Origin of the sequence: Undibacterium sp. Di26W (assembly GCF_049340265.1) — a bacterium.
Classification (GTDB): Bacteria; Pseudomonadota; Gammaproteobacteria; order Burkholderiales; family Burkholderiaceae_D; genus Undibacterium.
Genome location: NZ_JBMPOR010000004.1, coordinates 142,419 through 160,518, shown reverse-complemented (window position 1 = coordinate 160,518; position 18,100 = coordinate 142,419). Strand labels below are relative to the sequence as shown.

The following is an 18,100-nucleotide window of genomic DNA, read 5'->3' as shown; positions in this document are numbered from 1 at the left end:
GCCTACAACCTACTTTTGCGTCCGGCACATCCAGCAACAGTCATGCTTCCCATACAGGGGCGAGTAATCATCACGCGACTATGAGTGAACTGAACAGCAAACATTTTCCGGTTGAAGCCAAGTTCGTGCTCAGCCTGTTGAACAGGCTGGAACATGGTTGCCTGACCATACAGTTTCCGGACGGGCAAACCGCCAGCTTTGGACGTGCCTTTGATGGCCGCCAGCACGTCAGCCTGCATCTGAAAGACTGGCAGTTATATCGCTCGGTGCTGAAATCCGGCGATATCGGTTTTGCCGAGAGTTATATTGCCGGTCACTGGACGACCAGCAGCCTTGCTGGCCTGATAGAACTGATCTCACACAATCGTGCGCAACTGGAATCGGTGATTTATGGTAGCTGGTGGGGCAGCCTGTTTTACCGCGTCAAGCATTTGCTGAACCGCAATTCACGGGCCGGTAGTAAAAAAAATATCCATGCCCACTATGACATCGGCAACGACTTCTACCAGTTGTGGCTGGACCCATCGATGACGTATTCCAGCGCCCTGTTCGTCGATGATCAGCCGGAAAGTCTGGAGCAAGCACAACGGTCAAAGTATCGCCGTATTCTTGAACAATTGGCTTTGCCGCCACAGGCCAAGGTATTGGAAATCGGTTGTGGCTGGGGTGGTTTTGCCGAGATGGCGATACGCGATGCTGCCGCCCACGTGACCGGGCTGACCCTATCAAGCGAGCAATTACATTATGCCCATGAACGTCTGCACAAGGCCGGCCTGCACGCACAAAGTGATTTGAAGATTCAGGATTATCGCGATGCCGATGGCAGCTATGACGGCATTGCCTCGATAGAAATGTTTGAAGCCGTCGGTGAAACCTATTGGCCCGGCTATTTTGAATGCCTGCAACGCAATCTGAAACAAGGCGGTCGTGCCTGTGTGCAAAGCATTGTCATTGCAGATGATTTGTTTGAACGCTATCGCAAGGGCACGGATTTCATTCAGCAATATATTTTTCCTGGCGGTATGTTGCCTTCTGTAGAAAAATTCCATGCAATGGCCAACGAATACGGCATGGAAGTCGTCAATACCTTCCATTTCGGCCCGGACTATGCACGCACCTTGCAGATGTGGCGGCATAACTTCATGGAAAAACTGCCGCAGGTCAAGGCACAGGGGTTTGACGATGCATTCTTGCGTACCTGGGAGTTTTACCTGGCGTATTGCGAAGCAGGTTTCACTGCTGGCAGCATTAATGTCAGCCAATTCACGCTAAGGAAAAAATGAGTACCCGGACCGACAGGCAAGCCTTGACTGCATTGCGCTACCTGGTGGCAATCCTGCTGCTTATGCTGTGTATGTTGTCCTATGGACTGCTGCTTGCCAGCGCCCAAACCACAGTTGCCGTGCCGGCCCACATACGCGAGGAAATACCACAGGCAAGCCTGCAAGGCACAGGCAGTTTTCGCTGGTTTGGCCTGCACATCTATGATGCCAGCCTGTGGAGTACCGCAGAAGGCTATAAGCCGGATAGCGAAAAACCGCAACGCTTTGCATTGGACCTTGAATATGCCCGCAGGCTGTACGGTAGCAAGATTGCCGATGCCAGCATCGATGAAATTGAAAAACTGAAGCTGGGTACAGCAGAAAAGCGGCAACGCTGGCTGGCCCAGATGAAAGCCCTGTTCCCCGATGTGAAACAAGGTACGCATATCACCGGCATCCATATACCAAACGAGGCCGCACGCTTTTATCTGAATGGAAAACTGCTGGGAGAAATCAAGGACGCCGAATTTGCGCATGCCTTCTTTGCCATCTGGCTGGACAAAAAAAGCTCGGCACCCAGCTTGCGCAGCAAATTGCTGGGAACGAAAGCAGAAACGAACTGAAGTTTTCCTTACTCCAATAACCCAATCCGCATGGTGTTTGATAAAGACTATGCCAAGGATCATCATGAAACCGCCGTTGCTGAGTCAATACCTGCTGTGTCAACACCTGCTGTACCGACGTCTGCTAGCTTGCAGCCTGCTTGTTATGTTGGCGTCTTGCGCCAGTTCGTATGAGCCGACGCGTTATACGAATGAAAAACCAGCGCTGGATTTGCAGACCTATTTCAATGGCAAGCTGGATGCCTGGGGCATGTTTCAGGACAGGTCCGGTGCCATCGTCAAACGCTTTACCGTGACCATAACTTGTCAATGGACTGGTGACATCGGTACCCTGGATGAAGACTTCAGCTATGCAGATGGCAGCAAGCAGAGACGTATCTGGACCCTGAAAAAACTGGGACCTGATCGCTTTAGCGGTACCGCTGCCGATGTGGTTGGCGAAGCACAGGGTGTGGTATCAGGTAATACCCTGCACTGGAATTATGTATTGGCATTGCCTGTCGATGGCAGTGTGTACAACGTCGATTTTGACGACACCATGGTATTGATGGATGAACAGGTCATGCTGAACCGCGCCATCATGCGCAAGTTTGGCGTCGAACTGGGCAGCGTGACCTTGTCGTTCACCAAACCCAACAGCAAGCTGCCATGAACCCGAAAATCAGCACCTGGCATGACAAGCGCGTCTGGATTATTGGCGCCTCCAGCGGGATAGGTGAAGAAACCGCGCGGCAATTGCTGACGCTGGGGGCACATGTTACCGTCTCTGCCAGAAACCAGATGCAACTGGAACGCATCGCCCTGGCTTATACGCATGCCTATGCGAGTGCTCTGGATATTACAGACCATGCCAGCATCACCAGCAGCCATGCGCAATTGATGCAACGCTGGGGTAAAATCGACCTGGTGCTGATCGTAGCCGGTGCCTACAATGAAATGCGGGCAGACAGCTTTGACCTGGCAGCAGCAGAACGCCTGATCAATATCAATTTGCGCGGTATCTACCAATGTCTGGATGTGGTGTTGCCAAGTTTGCTGAAGCAGGGGCATGGCGCGATTGGCATAGTCGGATCTGTCGCCGGTTTGTCCGGCTTGCCCAAGGCACTGGTGTATGGCCCGACCAAGGCAGCGATCATCAATCTGTGCGAATCGCTGTACCTGGATTTACGGCCAAAAAATATAGGTGTATATATGATCAACCCCGGCTTCGTGGAAACTCCTTTAACCGCAGGCAATGATTTCAAGATGCCCGCGCTGATGACGGCCCCAGCCGCCGCCCAGGCTTTGATCAGGGGGCTGGTACGCGGTGATTTTCACATCCACTTCCCGCACCGTTTCACAAACTGGTTACGTCTGGCACGCCTGCTACCCTACCGCAGTTATTTTTATCTGGTTCACAAATTCACAGGTTTATAAATGAATGTACAGCCTTTTGTTGGCAACTTAGCGGGCAACTCAGTTGACAACTCAGTTGACAACTCAACTGGCAACCCGGCTGGTCATATTGATCACCGCGCCAGCCTGCAAAAACTGATCCGTTTTTTTGAAAGCCTGTCACTCGAAGCTTGCCAGGATTTATCTGCGGTGTACACGGAAGACGCTTACTTCAAAGATCCCTTCAATGAATTGCGTGGCATTGCTGCCATCAATCATGTGTTCCAGCATATGTTTGAACAGGTGCTTGATCCCAGCTTTCGCATCACGTCCAGCGTATTGGAAGGTGACAGCGCCTTCCTGTGCTGGGATTTTTTGTTCACGATGAAGCATTTCCACACCCAGCAGCAATGCATACGCGGCACTACCCATATCCGCTTTGACGTTGACGGCCGGGTCAGTTTTCATCGCGACTACTGGGACGTGGCAGAAGAACTGTATGAAAAGCTGCCACTACTGGGCAGCCTTATGCGCGTGCTGAAATGGATAGCACGTAAATAATAGGGCTTACTCTGTTCCGGTCAGGACGTATTGCGCTAAATCGCAGCCTTGTAGGCTGGCAGATATTTTGCCAGCCTGGCACCCATCTCTTGCCCCAGTGCCTGCAAGCCGCTCATGGGTCTGATCATGACTTCAAAGTCGACGATTTTTCCTGCCGCATCAAAGCGTATCATGTCTATGCCTTTCAATTGCTTGTCACCAACCGTCGCACTGAATTCCAGCACGATATTCAAGCCATCATCAGACACCAGTTCACGGTGATAAGCAAAGTTTTCAAATACCTTGCTGACGGTACTTAAAATCAGTACGACTGCCTGTGAAGATGCATACGGCTGATGCGCCATGGGTGAACGAAACACGGCGTCGGGATGAACAATCCCCGGCAAACCAGACAGATCACCACTGGCGATCATCTGATGCCAGGTCTGTAAAGAAGCTGCAACACTATCAGGCAAATTTTTCATGATGTCTCTTTATGATGTACGACGGGAATAAAAAACAAGACCATTAACCACAGAGGCACAGAGATACAGAGAAAAACAAAGAGAAAAGAAGAATCGATTCTATGCAAGGAGGGCTCATCAGAACCCTTTCTTTGCTTTTCTCCGCGCTTTTCTCTGTGCTTTTCTCTGTGTCTCTGTGTTGAGAGGTCTTTTAGATAGTAGCTGCCAAGCGCGTACCCTGATTGATGGCGCGTTTGGCGTCGAGTTCGGCTGCGACGTCGGCACCACCGATCAGGTGCACGGGCTTGCCTGCGGCTTCCAGTGCGGCGTGCAATTCACGCCGGGGCTCCTGGCCTGCGCACAGGATCACGTTATCCACCGGGATCAATTTCTGCACACCTTCGACAGTGACATGCAGACCGGCATCATCCACCTTGTCATAGCTGACGCCGGCAATCATTTGCACTTCGCGGTTTTTCAAACCGGTGCGGTGTATCCAGCCGGTGGTTTTGCCCAGGCCATCACCGACCTTGGAGGTCTTGCGCTGTAGCAGTAAAATCTGGCGTGCCGGTTTTTCTATCTCGGCTGCACACAGGCCCCCGACATTTTTATAGTCGGTATCGACACCCCATTCGGCAAAGAATTTTTTAGGGTCCAGGCTAGGGCTGGTGCCGCTATGGCTCAGGTATTCAGCAACGTCAAAACCGATACCGCCTGCACCGATAATGGCCACCATCTTGCCTACCGGTTTCTTGTCGCGCAAGACATCCAGATAGCTCAGCACTTTAGGATGATCAATACCATCAATAGCCGGTGTACGCGGCAAGACACCGGTAGCCAGCACCACTTCATCAAAGTCTTGCAAGTCGGTGGCTGTCACGTTGGTATTCAGTTTCAGCGTCACGCCTGTCAGGCTGATCTGCTTGCCGAAATAACGCAGGGTTTCGTAAAATTCTTCCTTGCCTGGTACTTGCTTGGCGATATTGAACTGGCCACCAATTTCTGATGCCGCATCAAACAGGGTGACGGTATGACCACGGTGGGCTGCCGTGGTAGCAAAGCTCAGGCCAGCGGGGCCAGCACCGACTACTGCAATACGCTTGGCTTTGACCAATGGTGCATCGACCAGCTCAGTTTCGTGACAGGCACGCGGGTTGACCAGGCAAGAAGTGATCTTGCCGCCAAAGGTATGGTCGAGACAAGCCTGGTTACAGCCTATACAGGTATTGATTTCATCTGCCTTGCCCTGTTCGGCCTTGCGCATGAACAATGGGTCAGCCAGCAGAGGGCGGGCCATGGAAACCATGTCGCAATAATCGTCGGCCAGCAATTGCTCGGCCACTTCTGGTGTATTGATGCGGTTGGTGGCAATCAGCGGGATCTTGACATGGCCCTTGAGTTTTTTGGTGACCCAGGCAAATGCCGCGCGCGGCACCTTGGTGGCAATGGTAGGTATGCGGGCTTCGTGCCAGCCTATGCCAGTATTGATGATGGTGGCACCAGCTGCTTCGATCGCCTGTGCCAGTTGTATCACCTCATCCAGCGTCGAACCGCCTTCGACCAGGTCCAGCATGGACAGGCGATAAATGATGATGAAATTACTGCCTACCTTTTCACGTATGCGACGCACGATTTCAATCGGGAAACGGATGCGGTTCTCATACGCGCCACCCCATTCGTCTTCGCGCTGGTTGGTGCGGGCGGCAATAAATTCATTGATCAGATACCCTTCCGAACCCATGACTTCAACGCCGTCATAACCGGCCGATTTGGCCAGTGTGGCACAGCGTACAAAGTCAGAAATGGTCTCTTCCACTTCTTCCGTCGTCAACGCGTGGGGCTTGAAGGGATTGATGGGTGCCTTGATCGCACTGGGTGCAACCAGCGTAGGCTGGTAAGAATAACGGCCAAAATGCAAAATCTGCATGGCAATCTTGCCACCTGCTTCATGGACAGCCCTGGTGACGATTTTATGGTGTTCTGCTTCTGCCTCTGTGGTCAGCATGGCACCGCCATGCATGGGGCGCGCTCTTTCATTCGGAGCGATGCCGCCGGTAACGATCAGGGCTACTCCACCGCGTGCACGTTCTGCATAAAATGCCGCCATGCGTTCAAAACCATTGTCCACCTCTTCCAGCCCCACGTGCATGGACCCCATTAGCAGGCGATTAGGCAAAGTGGTAAAGCCCAGATCGAGTGGCTTCGTCAGGTGAGGATAAAATGACATGGTGCATTCCTTATAGGTGAGTGCTTGCTAACTACTTCAATGGTCGATCTTGTTGATCAACTCTGTTTTTATGCAACTGATTGCATAAGAGAATAGCGAAACAACTTTATTTATGCAACCAGTTGCATATAAAATGTCTGAAAACCACACCGTATACCCACTCTAAATATGTCCTTGCCGCATGCTTTGCTGACGTCGATCGCCGAAAAACCCTGCTCTGGCTATGACCTGGCCAGGCGTTTTGACAAATCCATAGGTTATTTCTGGCACGCGACCCATCAGCAAATCTACAGGGAATTAGCACGTATGGAAACCCAGGGCTGGGTCATCTCCACAGAAGTGGAAGGTGGGCGTGCCGGCAAGAAACTATTCGACATCCTGCCAACCGGGCGGGAAGAATTACATCGTTGGGCCATAGAAAGCAGTGCGCCGATGAAATTGCGTGACGACATGATGGTTAAATTGCGCGCCGATGCCGCCATAGGCCCACTCGGCCTGGCAGAAGAATTTGAACGCCGCCTGCAAATGCATGAACAGGAATTGCAGAACTACCGGGCCATAGAGCAACGCGACTTCAGCGCGCCGCATCTGCCACGCGAAGCCCAACTGCATTACCTGATCCTGAAAGCGGGCATCGCTTTTGAAGAGAGTCGGGTGCAGTGGACCAAAGAAGCTCTACAAGTTTTACGCAATACTTTTTAAGCTGATGCTGTCTTAACCATCATCAATCAGACTTACGCAAAATCGTCCCGGCAAGGCGTCAGCAACACAGCCAGCGCGGTTTTGCGTAAGCTCTGACAGGCATCAAGCAATGCTGTCATCCTTGTACGTACCGACTGATGCCTCTATCACCTCCTGGGCAATGGCTGTCTCTTGTTCTGTGTTGGTTTGCATGACCAGCACAAACTGCCCGCTGTGAATGGCATCGTCTATCAAGCTGGATAACCAGCCTTGCTTGTCTGCGCCCGATTTGTCAGTTTCCACTGCGTCGCCGGATGATGTGCTACCAGCATTTTTCCTGAAGGCACCGTAAGTAGCGCCTAACAAACCACCGATACTGGCTCCCCACCCCATCATCACCAAAGGTGCAATCAGTGGACTGGCAATAAAAAGATGGACATTGGCAGCGACCAATGCCACTTCAGCCAGCGCGCCCAATCCGGTACCGATCACAGTACCAATCGCGCCACTGATCAGTATATCTTTCAATGCCCTGTCGCTGCCAGCCACAGGGCCAGGCTGATGTGGCAATGCTGCTGCCGGCGGTGTCGCAAGCTCGCTGTCAAAAATCTGCATGCGTTCTGAAGGGATACCTCTTGAAAGCAAGGTGCTCATGGACCTTTCGGCCGCATCGCGTTGAGCGAAAAAACCAGATACATGGTGGAGATAGACATTCATTTTATTTCTTTCAAATTAACGACGACAGCCTGAATTAAAAAAAATTTACTTCGGCCGCGGTCGCTGCACATCTGCCTGCACGGCCTGCAAACGACCTGCACGCAATTCGCTGACTGCCTTGGCCACTGCGCTTGCCACATTGCGTGCTTCTTGTTGAACAGCCAGATCTGCATCCAGTGTTTCATGGCTGCTGGCATAGGGTTCGTAATAACCTATATACCGTCCCAGCCGCGCCTGCGTACCGGCATCAATAAAACCCATCCAGTCCAGCCAGTCTGACAATGCGCGGCAAGAGTCATCTACCCCGGCCACATCGCCATGCACAATCAGGCCATACGCGCGTCCCGCCAGATGCTGCGGATAATTCCATCCAGCCATTTCCAGTTCCTTGGCTTTGGCTGCTTTCTTTCCAGAGGTGGAAGTCGGATCAGGATTGCCACCGTCAGCACAGACCAGGCGGTCTATCATCAGTTTCAAGGGACTGGGGCTTTGATACCAATAAACCGGAGTGACGATGATCACGGCATGGGCGGCGGTCCAGCGCTCATAGATTTCTGCCATCCAGTCATTGGTCTGATTCAATGCATGATTGGGGTAGCAACTGCAGGGCCAATGGCACAAGGGCATGGCTGTCGACGCACAGCCTTTACAGGGGAAAATATGTTTACCGTATTCCGAGGTCAGCAAACTCAAGTCCAGTACATCCGGCTGGATATGCGCTTGCTCCAATGTATCTTTGGCGATTTGCAGCAGGCGAAAACTCTTGGACATTTCACCTGGACAAGTGTTGTCATTACGCGCCGAACCACAGATTAGCAAGACGCGGGATGGTGTGGATGCCTGCCCCCAGCACAGTTGCGCTGCATCCAGGCGGTCTTTGGTGGCTTGCCATTCACTTGATAAATCATAGTCCGGATCTGCATAGTCAGGACCAGCTTTTTGCGTGATTGGCGCTTTGCGCCCTTCTTCATACGCTATCCAGGCGATTTGTTCCAGTCTGGCTATGGCCAACTCTTCGGCACCAAACGCCGGATCCATAAAATTGGCGCGATAACGCACACCAAATTCATCACGACCGAGTTGGGTTTTTGCCTGTCCTATGCGTATCTGTATCATGAGCTTCGAGTCCCGGCAGGTGAGCATACTTGATACAGCTTAGGGAAATGACGGTGGCCGATCTGTGCGTTGGCTCACATATGGCTAGCCAATAAAACCAAAAAAATAATGCCAGTAACAGTAGAAAAGCAGTAGAAAAGCGCAAAAAAATTCTTCCGTGTGTTAGCGAACAGATGCCTTGCAGGTAGAGGCATAGCCTGTTGTCAGATTCTAAATTCATGATCAGGAAAATTGATGCGCAGGCTGGATTTCTGGCGCAGATGATTAAGCTGGTTTCTTTAGCTACACCCACAGAAAAGGATTCACCATGACCGAAAAAACTGCCAGTGTACATTGGGAAGGTTCAGGCAAAACTGCCATAGGCAATATCAGCACCGAAACCGGGGCACTGAAAGACTATCCCTACGGCTTCGCCAGCAGGTTTGAAGATGACAGGCGTGGCAGCAACCCAGAAGAATTACTGGGCGCGGCCCATGCTGCCTGCTTCACCATGGCGTTTTCTTTTGCCTGTGAAAAAGCCGGCTGGAAAACCACCAATGTGGATACCAGCGCCAGCATCAGATTATCCAAACAGGGTGAGGGCTTCGCCATCGACCGCATTCAACTGACAATGGAAGCCTCCGTCGCAGGTATCAATGATGAGCAATTCCAGGAAATTGCGGCAATCGCAAAACGTGATTGCCCTCTGTCGAAGGCGCTTGCCAGTGTTCCTGAGATAACACTACAGGCGACACTGCGGGTGGATAGCACTCCGTAAAACCATCCGTAAATAATGACAACTGCAAAGCAAAAGCCGTCAGGCGAAAACCGGAAGAAACTATCATGCTACATACTTTACCCGAACTGCCCTACGCAATGGATGCATTGCAACCGCATATTTCAAGGGAAACGCTGGAGTATCACTACGGCAAACATCATCAAACCTATGTGACGAATCTGAATGCCCTGATCAAGGATACAGAATTTGCCGATGAGTCTTTGGAAAATATCATCAAGAAATCAAGCGGCAGCATATTCAATAATGCTGCACAGGTGTGGAACCACAATTTTTATTGGCAAAGCCTGACACCCAGCGGTGGTGGCGTCGCCACCGGTGCGCTGGGAGATGCCATCACTACCCAATGGGGTTCATTTGAGAAATTCAAGCAAGAATTTACGCAGTCTTGTATCAGCAATTTTGGCTCTGGCTGGACATGGCTGCTGAAGCGCTTTGACGATTCACTGGCAATTGCGAATACCTCAAACGCGGCCACACCATTAATCGGCGTCGACAAGCCATTGCTGACATGCGATGTCTGGGAACATGCCTACTATATTGATTACCGTAATCAACGTCCCGCCTATATGGAAGCTTACTGGAGTCTGGTGAACTGGGATTTTGCTGCAGCAAACTTCATTGAAACGAAGATAGGAAATTCATAGTTGTTACTGAAAATTATCTTCTCCAGACAGAAATAAATAGAGATAAATAGAGATACTAACCACATCATTATCTAGCCCGACTGACCATCGGCGCGTGCTCTAAGGTAGATCGGCAACATCATCCCTATCCAAGCTGCCAGTAACAGCAACCAGGCCGTTGCGGATAGGGTAATTAACAGGGGAAGCGAGAATAAGCTTGCCGCAATGCGTAGCAAGGCAGCCAGATGCAATCCAAGATAGATGCCCCATAATAAATTCGATACCTGTAAAGGCCGGCCACTGTGCCCAAAGGATACGCGGCTCACAAACCCGACCAGCATGGTTCCCATGAACCCCAATCCCAGGGCATGTATCGGTGCTGATCCCACTGCGACACCAAACGCAGCCGCTGCCTGTAGCGCAAATACGATGGCCAGCCACGCAAAGGAAAAATGCAGCATCGCCAACAGACGATTCGCCATACAGCGCATGACACCCCAGCGCCATGATGTATAGATGAAACTCAGACTCAATGCTGTTGCGGTGACAGCCTCAAGCAAGCGCCATTGCATGATGCCAGCGACCACCAGTATCAGGCATCCGCCCAGCCACAGGCCCAACAGCCAATAGGGACGCCAGATCGCATAGGGTTTTATTACGTTGCTGCTAAAAAATGGCAACATGCGATGACACACTGTCAAAAACACAGGCAGTAAAAATCCGAAAAAAGCACACTGCCTGGCGATTATCCACGCATCGTTCCAGCCACCGCTCCACGCCAGGCTTGCAGCAATCGCACATGCACCACCGCACATGGCCAGGAAAATCGCCACGGCATGTTTTTTATCCGGCGCGGTGCTGCGCCGTATCAAACTTCCCCAGCGCCAGGTCACAGCAAGCCAGGCGCACAACATCAGGGCGAAGCCCGAACTACGCAAGGGATACAGGTCCAGGCTGGCCGCCAGCATTGCCAGTATCAGTCCACAGAAATAGGTCGCGCCATGCAGTAAGAAATAATCATCTACTGTTGTAACCGCCAGCCATTTAGGGCCAGCGGTAAAAGTAAAGCCTAAGATGAATAAAGGGAAAACACCCAATGGCATCAGTAAAGCATGCAAAGGTATTGCCATTGTCTGCGGATGTTGAACCTGCAACCACCACCAGAAAAACAGGACGAAGACAGCCACTGCACCGAGAAAAAAATACAGCCTGTGAGGAGCGCTTGCAAGGCGTTTCATGATGGTTGATCCGGTAAGTAAATAAAGCTCAGGAAAAATTCAAGCTACGTTATGGTTGGCATTAGGTGTTGACATTAGTCGTTGCAATCAGTCGGTAATATCCGTCGTCGAAATCAATCGTCTGCGTTTTGGCATTCAATTGCTGTAATGCCATTTCGATAGTCTGCCACACCTGCTGTGCCTCCGTTTCCGTTGCGTCAACATGAAAACGCTTGCGTGCTCCCTGCTGGTTCAGTACCAGGTGAACACCAGGTTCCACCCCGGCTTGTTGCAAGCAGGCTTTGGCGCAAGCCAATGCACAGCCATCCAGCGCCAGTATCGCCCTGCCAGATTGGGCGAGCTTCACCAGACTGCTTACGCCACCCCCGACGCCGCTGATGCATGACATCTGCGCCTTTTGCTCGCGGTCCAGCCTGACCGCGCAATCGTTGGCCAACTGCGCCACGCTGGAACAGCCTGAACACGCATAGACCAGGGGCAACTCATCGATTTTCATTACATAGTCTCACCGGTATGGGTAAACCGCTGGGCAAACTGGCTCAGCCAGGCAGGGCGTTCGCTTGCATCTAACCAGTATTTCACGGCGACCCCCAGTTCAGTGTCACCTTCCATCTTTAAACGACGACGGAAGAAAAGCGTATCTGCATCTTCCTGACCAGAAGCCAATTTAAAAAAATCCATGGCACTGGCAGACAGGCTGACATCTGTTTGAGTCCGGGAAGAACGGGATCTGAACTTACCTTTGTCGCAATAAAAACACAGCGAAAGGCCAAGATCTTCCACCTTGATACGAAAGCTCTTGCCATACAAGCTCACCGGTGCCACCAATAGGGCGCGTCGCCTGGCCAATTCCAGCATCAGCATTAAAGGTGCATTCGCCAAGGGTGCTGGCAAATACCTGCCTACAGTCTGTATGCTTTTGGGGAAACGAAAATTGCTCAGTTCCATAATATTTATCTCTTGTTAGCCTGTCTGTTCGTTAGCCAACCATTGCATGCCGGGTTTGTCCACCCAGTACCCATTGCTGCGCCGTGCATGGGGTGGCAAAAAAGCTTCACTGACATTGGCGCCGGTGCACATTGTCCGGGCGCGGTCAAACGCTGCAATCACCTCTGCCATATCTTGTGCCTGTGGTTGCAGGCGTAAAATATCCACCTGCATGGCAGCCAGCTCGGGCAATTGCGCACCCAGATCCAGACAGCTGGCACTTTGGGTTTGAATACCGTTGATCGTCAAGAAGTCCTTGCCTTCACGCGTCGCCAGCGCCAGGCCATCGGGATATTGTTCACAGCGAAATTCGCAACTATCCTTGTGCAAGCGATGATGCCGCGCGGTAAAGCAGCGCGATGAAAACGCCAGGGCAAGACGCCCCCACACCTGCACTTCGGTCTGCATCTGTGGCATATGCTCTGCACGCTGATGCTGCAACGCGGCCAGATCATCACGACCCATTTCTATCGGTGGTAAAAAGCGCTTGGCCCCCAGGCTGGCGAGCCATAACAGCGAGTCTGCATGGTAGATATTCAAATGCGGGCCAGCGACGAAGGGCTTACCCTGCATGGCACGCACGGCACTGAAATCATTGGTTTCCACCAGAAAATCTTCAGCACAGGCGCGCTCTATCATTCTATGCATATTGCGCCGGTCTGCTTCGCTGTCAATCAAGGTCAGGCTCGATAACACCACTTGCTTGCCAGCGGCACGCAATTCCCGTCCCAGTGCCAGCCAGTCATCCAGCTTCATCAGATGCCGGCGTGAGCAAATGACTTCACCCAGATAAACAATGTCGACCGGCCATTGCATGGCATCGACATAAAACCGCAAAGTGTCTTCTTTTGACCAGTAATAAGCCAAAGGTGCGAGAGACAGTAAAGGCGTTGTCGATGGTAAGTTGTCAGACATATTCATTTCCATGGACGTTCAAAAGCGCCCTGCGTCACCTGCGAACCTTCGGCATGACGGGCCAGGCTGGCCTGCCAGTCGGTACGCGGCGAATAACGTTCGGGGTCGCGCTGCGCTGCATCCAGGGCAGCACGTAAGGTGCCGACCACCTGGCTCACATAGCTGGGACTGCGTTGCCGGCCTTCGATTTTGATGGCAGCAACACCCATATTGATGAGCTTGGGCAGCAAGCCTATCGCGTTCAAACTAGTTGGTTCTTCCAGTGCATAGCCGATCTCGCCTTCGACATCGAAACGTCCTTTACACAATGTCGGGTAGCCGGCAGCTTCGTCTGGCGCATAGCGATCAATCAGGGTTCCACCCAGACGGGCGTACATGGTTTGATCTTTCTCTTCCCAGCTTACCGCATGGGCGGGTGAACAGACGCCTTTGTTATTCGGTGAATCGCCGGTCACATAGCTGGACAAAAGACAACGACCTTCCGCCATCACGCACAAGCTTCCAAAGCCGAAGACTTCAATTTCCACACTGGTCTGACGGATGATTTTTTCAATTTCTGACAAGGTAAGAACACGTGGCAACACTGCGCGCCTGATCGCAAATTGCTCACGCATGAGTTCTATGGCATCCAGCGTGGTCGCTGACCCTTGCACTGACAGATGCAAGCGTAAATCCGGGTAGCGGTCACGCGCATAAGCCATCAGGCCGGGGTCTGCCAGTATCACCGCATCTGCCCCCATCTGTACTGCAGTGTCAATAGCGGCCCGCCATTCGGCTACGGCCCGCGCCTGGGGATAGGTATTGATGGCAAAAAGGATTTGTCGGCCACGTGCATGGGCATAAGCAACACCTTGCCGTATATCATGGTCGCCAAAGTTAAGCCCACCAAAATTGCGTGCATTGGTTGCATTGCGCAGACCGAGGTACACCGCATTTGCCCCTTTGTCCACGGCTGCTTTTAAGGCAACCAGACTACCGGCAGGGGCCACCAGATCAATAGGTTTCATGACTTGAAATGGTAACAAAATTAATTTGCTTGCTCATTGTCGTGGGTCAATAAAACGCAAGCACAATCCTATGGCTTTATCTGTTGCTAGCCAAAAACCGGAACATTTTCCTGATAGGATTTCAGTGCTTCTGCCGAATCTATATGAATGGTGGCACCACATACTTTGATCAATTGCTTGTTCATCAATTGGTGCAAGACCCGTGACAAGGTCTCGGGTGATACGTTCAACAGGGATGCAACCAGGTGTTTTTTGAGTTCGAGACGAATATCCTTGCGCCCCTGCAAGGCAGATAGCTGCAGTAAATAATCGATCACTCTTTGGGTAGAATTTTGCAGGGAACAACGTTCGACATTGCGAATAAATCCCAATAAGCGATAAGACAGGCCTGCCATCATTTGCCGTGATATCAGCGGGGAACGCTCAAGTAATTGCAACAAAGCATGCCGGGGAATTTTAAGCAGCAAAGTATTTTCGAGGGCTTCTGCATAGAAGGGATAGGGTTCATCCAGAAACATCATGGCTTCCCCCAGGCTTTGCCCTGCACGAATTAATTCCAGAACCTTGTCATTGCCTTGCGCCGAGGGAATGCACAGCTTCATCAAGCCAAATACGACAATGTAGCTTCCTTCCGCGAGGTCGCCTTTGCGAAACAACATCGCGCCCTTGTGCAACTCTATCTTGACGACTTCTTTTTTCAGTCCGCTGAAATCCTCTATCGAAACGTGGCGAAACAGCGCATGATTTTGCAGCAAACCCAAAAAATTTAATTTTGTCATCACAGATCCCCGACACACTGATAGAGATCAAGTGTAGAAGTGATCGGCTGCTACGCCTATACGCCGGGAGGACTAGGCAGATGCTGCAAATGGATAAGGTTTCTAGTTTTTATCCAAACCATGTTCAACCGCATACACGGCAATCTGCACACGGCTGGTCAGATTCAGTTTTTTAAGAATATTTTGCACATGAATTTTGACCGTACTTTCTGCAACATCCAGATTGCGGGCAATTTCTTTATTGCTTTCACCTCGCGCCAGACATACCATGGTTTCACGTTCTCTGGGTGTCAGCTTTTCTTTTTTAGGAATGTTGCTCTGGTTATGGCCAGAACGAAATTGCATGACAAGTTTGGCTGTCATGGATTCGGCAATCACCGGTTCGCCGGCGGCGGCACGCTTGATTGCCTGTGTCAGATATTCTGCTTCTATATTTTTTAATAAATATCCGCGCGCACCGTTCTTCAATGCCGTGGTTAAATCCTCTGCTTCTTCCGATACGGTCAACATTAAAACCGCCGTATCGGGTAAATCTTCAACAATAAGCTGCATCGCTTCCAGCCCTGATAGGCCTGGCATATTTAAATCCATCAAGACCACGTCGGGGCGTAATTGCTTTGCGCGTTTAACACCATCCAGACCATCCACGGCTTCGCCTACCACTTCAAACTCTGGATTGCGCTGTAGCAGCAAACGTATGCCACTACGAAAGAGTGTGTGGTCATCCACTAATAAAATCTTGATTGGCATTTATTTCCCGTGCTTTCTGATCTTTTTATACGATGATGTCATGCTACCAGACGTTCTTGCCGCAATAACTCCAGTGCGATCGTGGTACCTTCACCGACCTGGCTCTTGATGTCAAATTTGGCAGCCAGGCGCTCTGCCCGTTCTTGCATGATGCGCAGGCCAACGTGTGTTTCGTCTTTTTCGCGGACTCTGTCCATATTGAAACCATCGCCATCATCAGTCACCGTAAGGGAAAAATCGCGCTCATTGTGCACCATGACTTTTACTTCACTGGCCTGCGCATGCTTGCGCACATTTGACAAAGCCTCTTGTAAAATGAACAGTACCTGCAATTGCTGTTCCGGCGCAAGCGGTGCACCATTGCCGACAAATTCAATCTCACCATGCACACCAGTCTGACGCTGGAATTTGCTGACGACATTGCGCATTTCTGATTCCAGATTACTGTCTTGCAGGCGCGTGCGGAAATTCAATAACAGCTCCCGTACATCTTCATAGCTCTCTTGTACTCCGGCACGCAACATGGGAGTGATATCTTTGATTTCTTCTATATCATTACGACTCAAGGAATCTTCCAGCATCTGTACTTGCAAATTCAAGAAGTTCAAGCCTTGCGCAATGCTGTCGTGCAGACCCTGCGCCAGCAGATTGCGTTCATTCGATACCGCAAATTCTTTTTCTCTGGCGATCAGTCGCTGGTTTTCAATTGCAATGCCCAGGTTTTTTCCCAGAGTTTCCAGCAGGCGTCGTTCTTCGCTGGTGATATTGCGTTCCTTGGAAAAATGCAATGAGAAACTGCCGATGACCTGTTCACGCGCCAGTATCTGGAAAACTGCCAGAGAGAAGAAACCTTCCTCCTGGCAACGATAACGGCGCTGCTGGTCCATCTTGCGAAAATCCCGGACAATAATGATGCCCTGGTGGGTTGCGGTCCCGCATAGGCAATCATCAGTTTTGATGCAATGCTCCTCCTCTATCATTTTTTCCGAGATACCTTCATGCACAGTAATATGCAGGTTATCACTTTGATTATCGAGGATGCGTACCGTGCCGCCATCGGCTTCTATTCTCTGCATTATCCTGTGCAAGAACCCACGACATAATTCTTCTATCGCATGTGGCCCGGCCAGAAAACCAGCGATTTCATACAGGGTACTGACCTCATGATTCTGGTCTTGCAGCTTGGCGGTTTTTTCTGCGACACGTTCCTCCAGTGTGCGATGTACAGTTTGTACATGATCGGCCATTTGATTGAAGGCTTGTGCAAGAACGCCGAACTCATCTTCCGTTTCAATTGGTAAGCGCACGCTCAAATCGTCTTTGGACATGCGGGCGATACCTGCCTGCATGCGCGTGACCGGGCCAACTATCCACAGGTATAACAAATACAGCAATGCGATACTGGCCGCAAGTGACATAAAGATCAGCGTGGTCTGACATAAGCGCAACCAGGTGGTTTTTTCCGCCAGTTCGACTTCGACCAGAGACACCAGCTTATTGATGCTTTCCACAAAAACAGGTAGATCTTTTGTATACAAGGCTAGCGCTGACTGTTTATTTTGTGGGTTTTTTTCAATCAGTACTTTTCGGGCATTAACCTGTATATGTTGCAGCCATTCATTTTGAACCAAGAGCATTTGCTCGTGAATGGACTTGGAGGCAGGCAAGAACAGAGGTCGTTTGGCGTCGCCCGTTTGCAGGTCGTTCAAAGTACGATTGAAGTCCTCAAGTTCAGCCTCTATTTTCGTGGCGGTCTGATCATGTTCAAGTTCCATCGCCAATCTGTAAGAACGCATGCGCAGACTGCCTGCCTCATTGATCGCGGCACCACCGCCTTCCAATTGCCATGACAGCAATAAAGTATAGCCGACTGCCGCCAGCGTAAGACCCAGGCCTATCAATGTCGTCAGCAGTATCCTGAAAGTCAGGCGCTTGCCTACGGGCAAGGTAAGGGGGGAGCCTGAGATTGGGTTCATGATAGGCATTTTAGCTAGTATGGGTCAGAGGTAGTCAGCAGTA

Annotated in this window: 20 protein-coding genes; 8 read left to right on the top strand and 12 right to left on the bottom strand. The window is 51.1% G+C overall.

Annotated features, from left to right (window positions below):
* Nucleotides 1–80 precede the first annotated feature (80 nt).
* The 5 genes from ACO0LM_RS06880 to ACO0LM_RS06860 all read left to right on the top strand — a co-directional run bounded on the left by ACO0LM_RS06880 (nt 81) and on the right by ACO0LM_RS06860 (nt 3,820).
* On the top strand, nt 81–1,283 hold the full coding sequence (locus tag ACO0LM_RS06880) for a class I SAM-dependent methyltransferase (protein WP_423035854.1): 1,203 nt from the start codon (nt 81–83) through the stop codon (nt 1,281–1,283).
* Nucleotides 1,280–1,885, top strand: coding sequence for a chalcone isomerase family protein (locus tag ACO0LM_RS06875; RefSeq protein WP_423035553.1), 606 nt, complete (start codon nt 1,280–1,282; stop codon nt 1,883–1,885). The genes ACO0LM_RS06880 and ACO0LM_RS06875 overlap by 4 nt, the downstream gene beginning before the upstream one ends.
* A 64-nt stretch (nt 1,886–1,949) precedes the next feature.
* Nucleotides 1,950–2,537, top strand: coding sequence for a DUF3833 domain-containing protein (locus ACO0LM_RS06870; RefSeq protein WP_423035551.1), 588 nt, complete (start codon nt 1,950–1,952; stop codon nt 2,535–2,537).
* On the top strand, nt 2,534–3,301 hold the full coding sequence (locus ACO0LM_RS06865; protein WP_423035549.1) for an SDR family NAD(P)-dependent oxidoreductase: 768 nt from the start codon (nt 2,534–2,536) through the stop codon (nt 3,299–3,301). The genes ACO0LM_RS06870 and ACO0LM_RS06865 overlap by 4 nt, the downstream gene beginning before the upstream one ends.
* Nucleotides 3,302–3,820 (top strand): nuclear transport factor 2 family protein, encoded by a 519-nt coding sequence (locus tag ACO0LM_RS06860; protein ID WP_423035547.1) that lies wholly within the window; start codon nt 3,302–3,304, stop codon nt 3,818–3,820.
* A gap of 35 nt (nt 3,821–3,855) precedes the next feature.
* Here the strand turns inward: ACO0LM_RS06860 and ACO0LM_RS06855 are convergent, their stop codons facing one another.
* Nucleotides 3,856–4,284 carry a nuclear transport factor 2 family protein gene (locus ACO0LM_RS06855; protein ID WP_423035545.1) on the bottom strand — a complete coding sequence of 143 codons (429 nt, stop codon included), beginning with the start codon at nt 4,282–4,284 and terminating at the stop codon, nt 3,856–3,858.
* A 190-nt stretch (nt 4,285–4,474) separates the two neighbouring features.
* Complete coding sequence (locus ACO0LM_RS06850) at nt 4,475–6,490, bottom strand: FAD-dependent oxidoreductase (protein WP_423035543.1); 2,016 nt, start codon at nt 6,488–6,490, stop codon at nt 4,475–4,477.
* Nucleotides 6,491–6,658: 168 nt separating this feature from the next.
* Here ACO0LM_RS06850 and ACO0LM_RS06845 point away from each other — a divergent pair, with 168 nt between their 5' ends.
* Complete coding sequence (locus tag ACO0LM_RS06845; protein ID WP_423035541.1) at nt 6,659–7,192, top strand: PadR family transcriptional regulator; 534 nt, start codon at nt 6,659–6,661, stop codon at nt 7,190–7,192.
* Between the two features lie 102 nt (nt 7,193–7,294).
* Here the strand turns inward: ACO0LM_RS06845 and ACO0LM_RS06840 are convergent, their stop codons facing one another.
* Nucleotides 7,295–7,888, bottom strand: coding sequence for a hypothetical protein (locus ACO0LM_RS06840; protein ID WP_423035539.1), 594 nt, complete (start codon nt 7,886–7,888; stop codon nt 7,295–7,297).
* Nucleotides 7,889–7,933: 45 nt separating this feature from the next.
* Nucleotides 7,934–9,004: a flavodoxin family protein gene (locus tag ACO0LM_RS06835; RefSeq protein ID WP_423035537.1), complete on the bottom strand. Its 1,071-nt coding sequence runs from the start codon at nt 9,002–9,004 to the stop codon at nt 7,934–7,936.
* Nucleotides 9,005–9,311: 307 nt separating this feature from the next.
* Here ACO0LM_RS06835 and ACO0LM_RS06830 point away from each other — a divergent pair, with 307 nt between their 5' ends.
* Nucleotides 9,312–9,761: an OsmC family protein gene (locus ACO0LM_RS06830; RefSeq protein WP_423035535.1), complete on the top strand. Its 450-nt coding sequence runs from the start codon at nt 9,312–9,314 to the stop codon at nt 9,759–9,761.
* Between the two features lie 65 nt (nt 9,762–9,826).
* Nucleotides 9,827–10,426, top strand: coding sequence for a superoxide dismutase (locus ACO0LM_RS06825; RefSeq protein WP_423035533.1), 600 nt, complete (start codon nt 9,827–9,829; stop codon nt 10,424–10,426).
* Between the two features lie 71 nt (nt 10,427–10,497).
* On the opposite strand, the gene ACO0LM_RS06820 is transcribed toward ACO0LM_RS06825, so the two are convergent.
* From ACO0LM_RS06820 to ACO0LM_RS06785, 8 genes are all read right to left on the bottom strand, one after another.
* Nucleotides 10,498–11,643: an NnrS family protein gene (locus tag ACO0LM_RS06820; RefSeq protein WP_423035531.1), complete on the bottom strand. Its 1,146-nt coding sequence runs from the start codon at nt 11,641–11,643 to the stop codon at nt 10,498–10,500.
* Between the two features lie 61 nt (nt 11,644–11,704).
* A complete protein-coding gene (locus ACO0LM_RS06815; protein WP_423035529.1) occupies nt 11,705–12,139 on the bottom strand; it encodes a putative zinc-binding protein in 435 nt (144 codons plus the stop codon).
* Nucleotides 12,139–12,591: a ubiquinone anaerobic biosynthesis accessory factor UbiT gene (gene ubiT / locus ACO0LM_RS06810; protein ID WP_423035527.1), complete on the bottom strand. Its 453-nt coding sequence runs from the start codon at nt 12,589–12,591 to the stop codon at nt 12,139–12,141. Before ubiT ends, ACO0LM_RS06815 begins: the two co-directional genes overlap by 1 nt.
* Before the next feature lie 15 nt (nt 12,592–12,606).
* Complete coding sequence (locus ACO0LM_RS06805; RefSeq protein ID WP_423035525.1) at nt 12,607–13,545, bottom strand: U32 family peptidase; 939 nt, start codon at nt 13,543–13,545, stop codon at nt 12,607–12,609.
* Nucleotides 13,546–13,547: 2 nt separating this feature from the next.
* The gene (ubiU, locus tag ACO0LM_RS06800; protein ID WP_423035523.1) at nt 13,548–14,552 is read right to left on the bottom strand and encodes a ubiquinone anaerobic biosynthesis protein UbiU; all 1,005 of its coding nucleotides are present in this window, start codon (nt 14,550–14,552) and stop codon (nt 13,548–13,550) included.
* Nucleotides 14,553–14,638: 86 nt separating this feature from the next.
* Nucleotides 14,639–15,331, bottom strand: a complete 693-nt coding sequence (locus tag ACO0LM_RS06795; RefSeq protein ID WP_423035521.1) for a Crp/Fnr family transcriptional regulator — start codon at nt 15,329–15,331, stop codon at nt 14,639–14,641.
* A 102-nt stretch (nt 15,332–15,433) separates the two neighbouring features.
* Nucleotides 15,434–16,081, bottom strand: coding sequence for a response regulator (locus ACO0LM_RS06790; RefSeq protein ID WP_423035519.1), 648 nt, complete (start codon nt 16,079–16,081; stop codon nt 15,434–15,436).
* Nucleotides 16,082–16,119: 38 nt separating this feature from the next.
* A complete protein-coding gene (locus tag ACO0LM_RS06785; RefSeq protein WP_423035517.1) occupies nt 16,120–18,057 on the bottom strand; it encodes a type IV pili methyl-accepting chemotaxis transducer N-terminal domain-containing protein in 1,938 nt (645 codons plus the stop codon).
* Between the last annotated feature and the right edge of the window lie 43 nt (nt 18,058–18,100).

What these genes read in the sequence shown, in the direction of transcription:
- ACO0LM_RS06850 (WP_423035543.1), bottom strand. Translation starts at nt 6,490, where the DNA reads ATGTCATTTTATCCTCACCTGACGAAGCCACTCGATCTGGGCTTTACC.
- ubiT (WP_423035527.1), bottom strand. Translation starts at nt 12,591, where the DNA reads ATGGAACTGAGCAATTTTCGTTTCCCCAAAAGCATACAGACTGTAGGC.
- ACO0LM_RS06845 (WP_423035541.1), top strand. Translation starts at nt 6,659, where the DNA reads ATGTCCTTGCCGCATGCTTTGCTGACGTCGATCGCCGAAAAACCCTGC.
- ubiU (WP_423035523.1), bottom strand. Translation starts at nt 14,552, where the DNA reads ATGAAACCTATTGATCTGGTGGCCCCTGCCGGTAGTCTGGTTGCCTTA.
- ACO0LM_RS06790 (WP_423035519.1), bottom strand. Translation starts at nt 16,081, where the DNA reads ATGCCAATCAAGATTTTATTAGTGGATGACCACACACTCTTTCGTAGT.
- ACO0LM_RS06880 (WP_423035854.1), top strand. Translation starts at nt 81, where the DNA reads ATGAGTGAACTGAACAGCAAACATTTTCCGGTTGAAGCCAAGTTCGTG.
- ACO0LM_RS06835 (WP_423035537.1), bottom strand. Translation starts at nt 9,004, where the DNA reads ATGATACAGATACGCATAGGACAGGCAAAAACCCAACTCGGTCGTGAT.
- ACO0LM_RS06865 (WP_423035549.1), top strand. Translation starts at nt 2,534, where the DNA reads ATGAACCCGAAAATCAGCACCTGGCATGACAAGCGCGTCTGGATTATT.
- ACO0LM_RS06825 (WP_423035533.1), top strand. Translation starts at nt 9,827, where the DNA reads ATGCTACATACTTTACCCGAACTGCCCTACGCAATGGATGCATTGCAA.
- ACO0LM_RS06830 (WP_423035535.1), top strand. Translation starts at nt 9,312, where the DNA reads ATGACCGAAAAAACTGCCAGTGTACATTGGGAAGGTTCAGGCAAAACT.
- ACO0LM_RS06815 (WP_423035529.1), bottom strand. Translation starts at nt 12,139, where the DNA reads ATGAAAATCGATGAGTTGCCCCTGGTCTATGCGTGTTCAGGCTGTTCC.
- ACO0LM_RS06820 (WP_423035531.1), bottom strand. Translation starts at nt 11,643, where the DNA reads ATGAAACGCCTTGCAAGCGCTCCTCACAGGCTGTATTTTTTTCTCGGT.
- ACO0LM_RS06840 (WP_423035539.1), bottom strand. Translation starts at nt 7,888, where the DNA reads ATGAATGTCTATCTCCACCATGTATCTGGTTTTTTCGCTCAACGCGAT.
- ACO0LM_RS06855 (WP_423035545.1), bottom strand. Translation starts at nt 4,284, where the DNA reads ATGAAAAATTTGCCTGATAGTGTTGCAGCTTCTTTACAGACCTGGCAT.
- ACO0LM_RS06860 (WP_423035547.1), top strand. Translation starts at nt 3,302, where the DNA reads ATGAATGTACAGCCTTTTGTTGGCAACTTAGCGGGCAACTCAGTTGAC.
- ACO0LM_RS06875 (WP_423035553.1), top strand. Translation starts at nt 1,280, where the DNA reads ATGAGTACCCGGACCGACAGGCAAGCCTTGACTGCATTGCGCTACCTG.
- ACO0LM_RS06785 (WP_423035517.1), bottom strand. Translation starts at nt 18,057, where the DNA reads ATGAACCCAATCTCAGGCTCCCCCCTTACCTTGCCCGTAGGCAAGCGC.
- ACO0LM_RS06805 (WP_423035525.1), bottom strand. Translation starts at nt 13,545, where the DNA reads ATGTCTGACAACTTACCATCGACAACGCCTTTACTGTCTCTCGCACCT.
- ACO0LM_RS06795 (WP_423035521.1), bottom strand. Translation starts at nt 15,331, where the DNA reads ATGACAAAATTAAATTTTTTGGGTTTGCTGCAAAATCATGCGCTGTTT.
- ACO0LM_RS06870 (WP_423035551.1), top strand. Translation starts at nt 1,950, where the DNA reads ATGAAACCGCCGTTGCTGAGTCAATACCTGCTGTGTCAACACCTGCTG.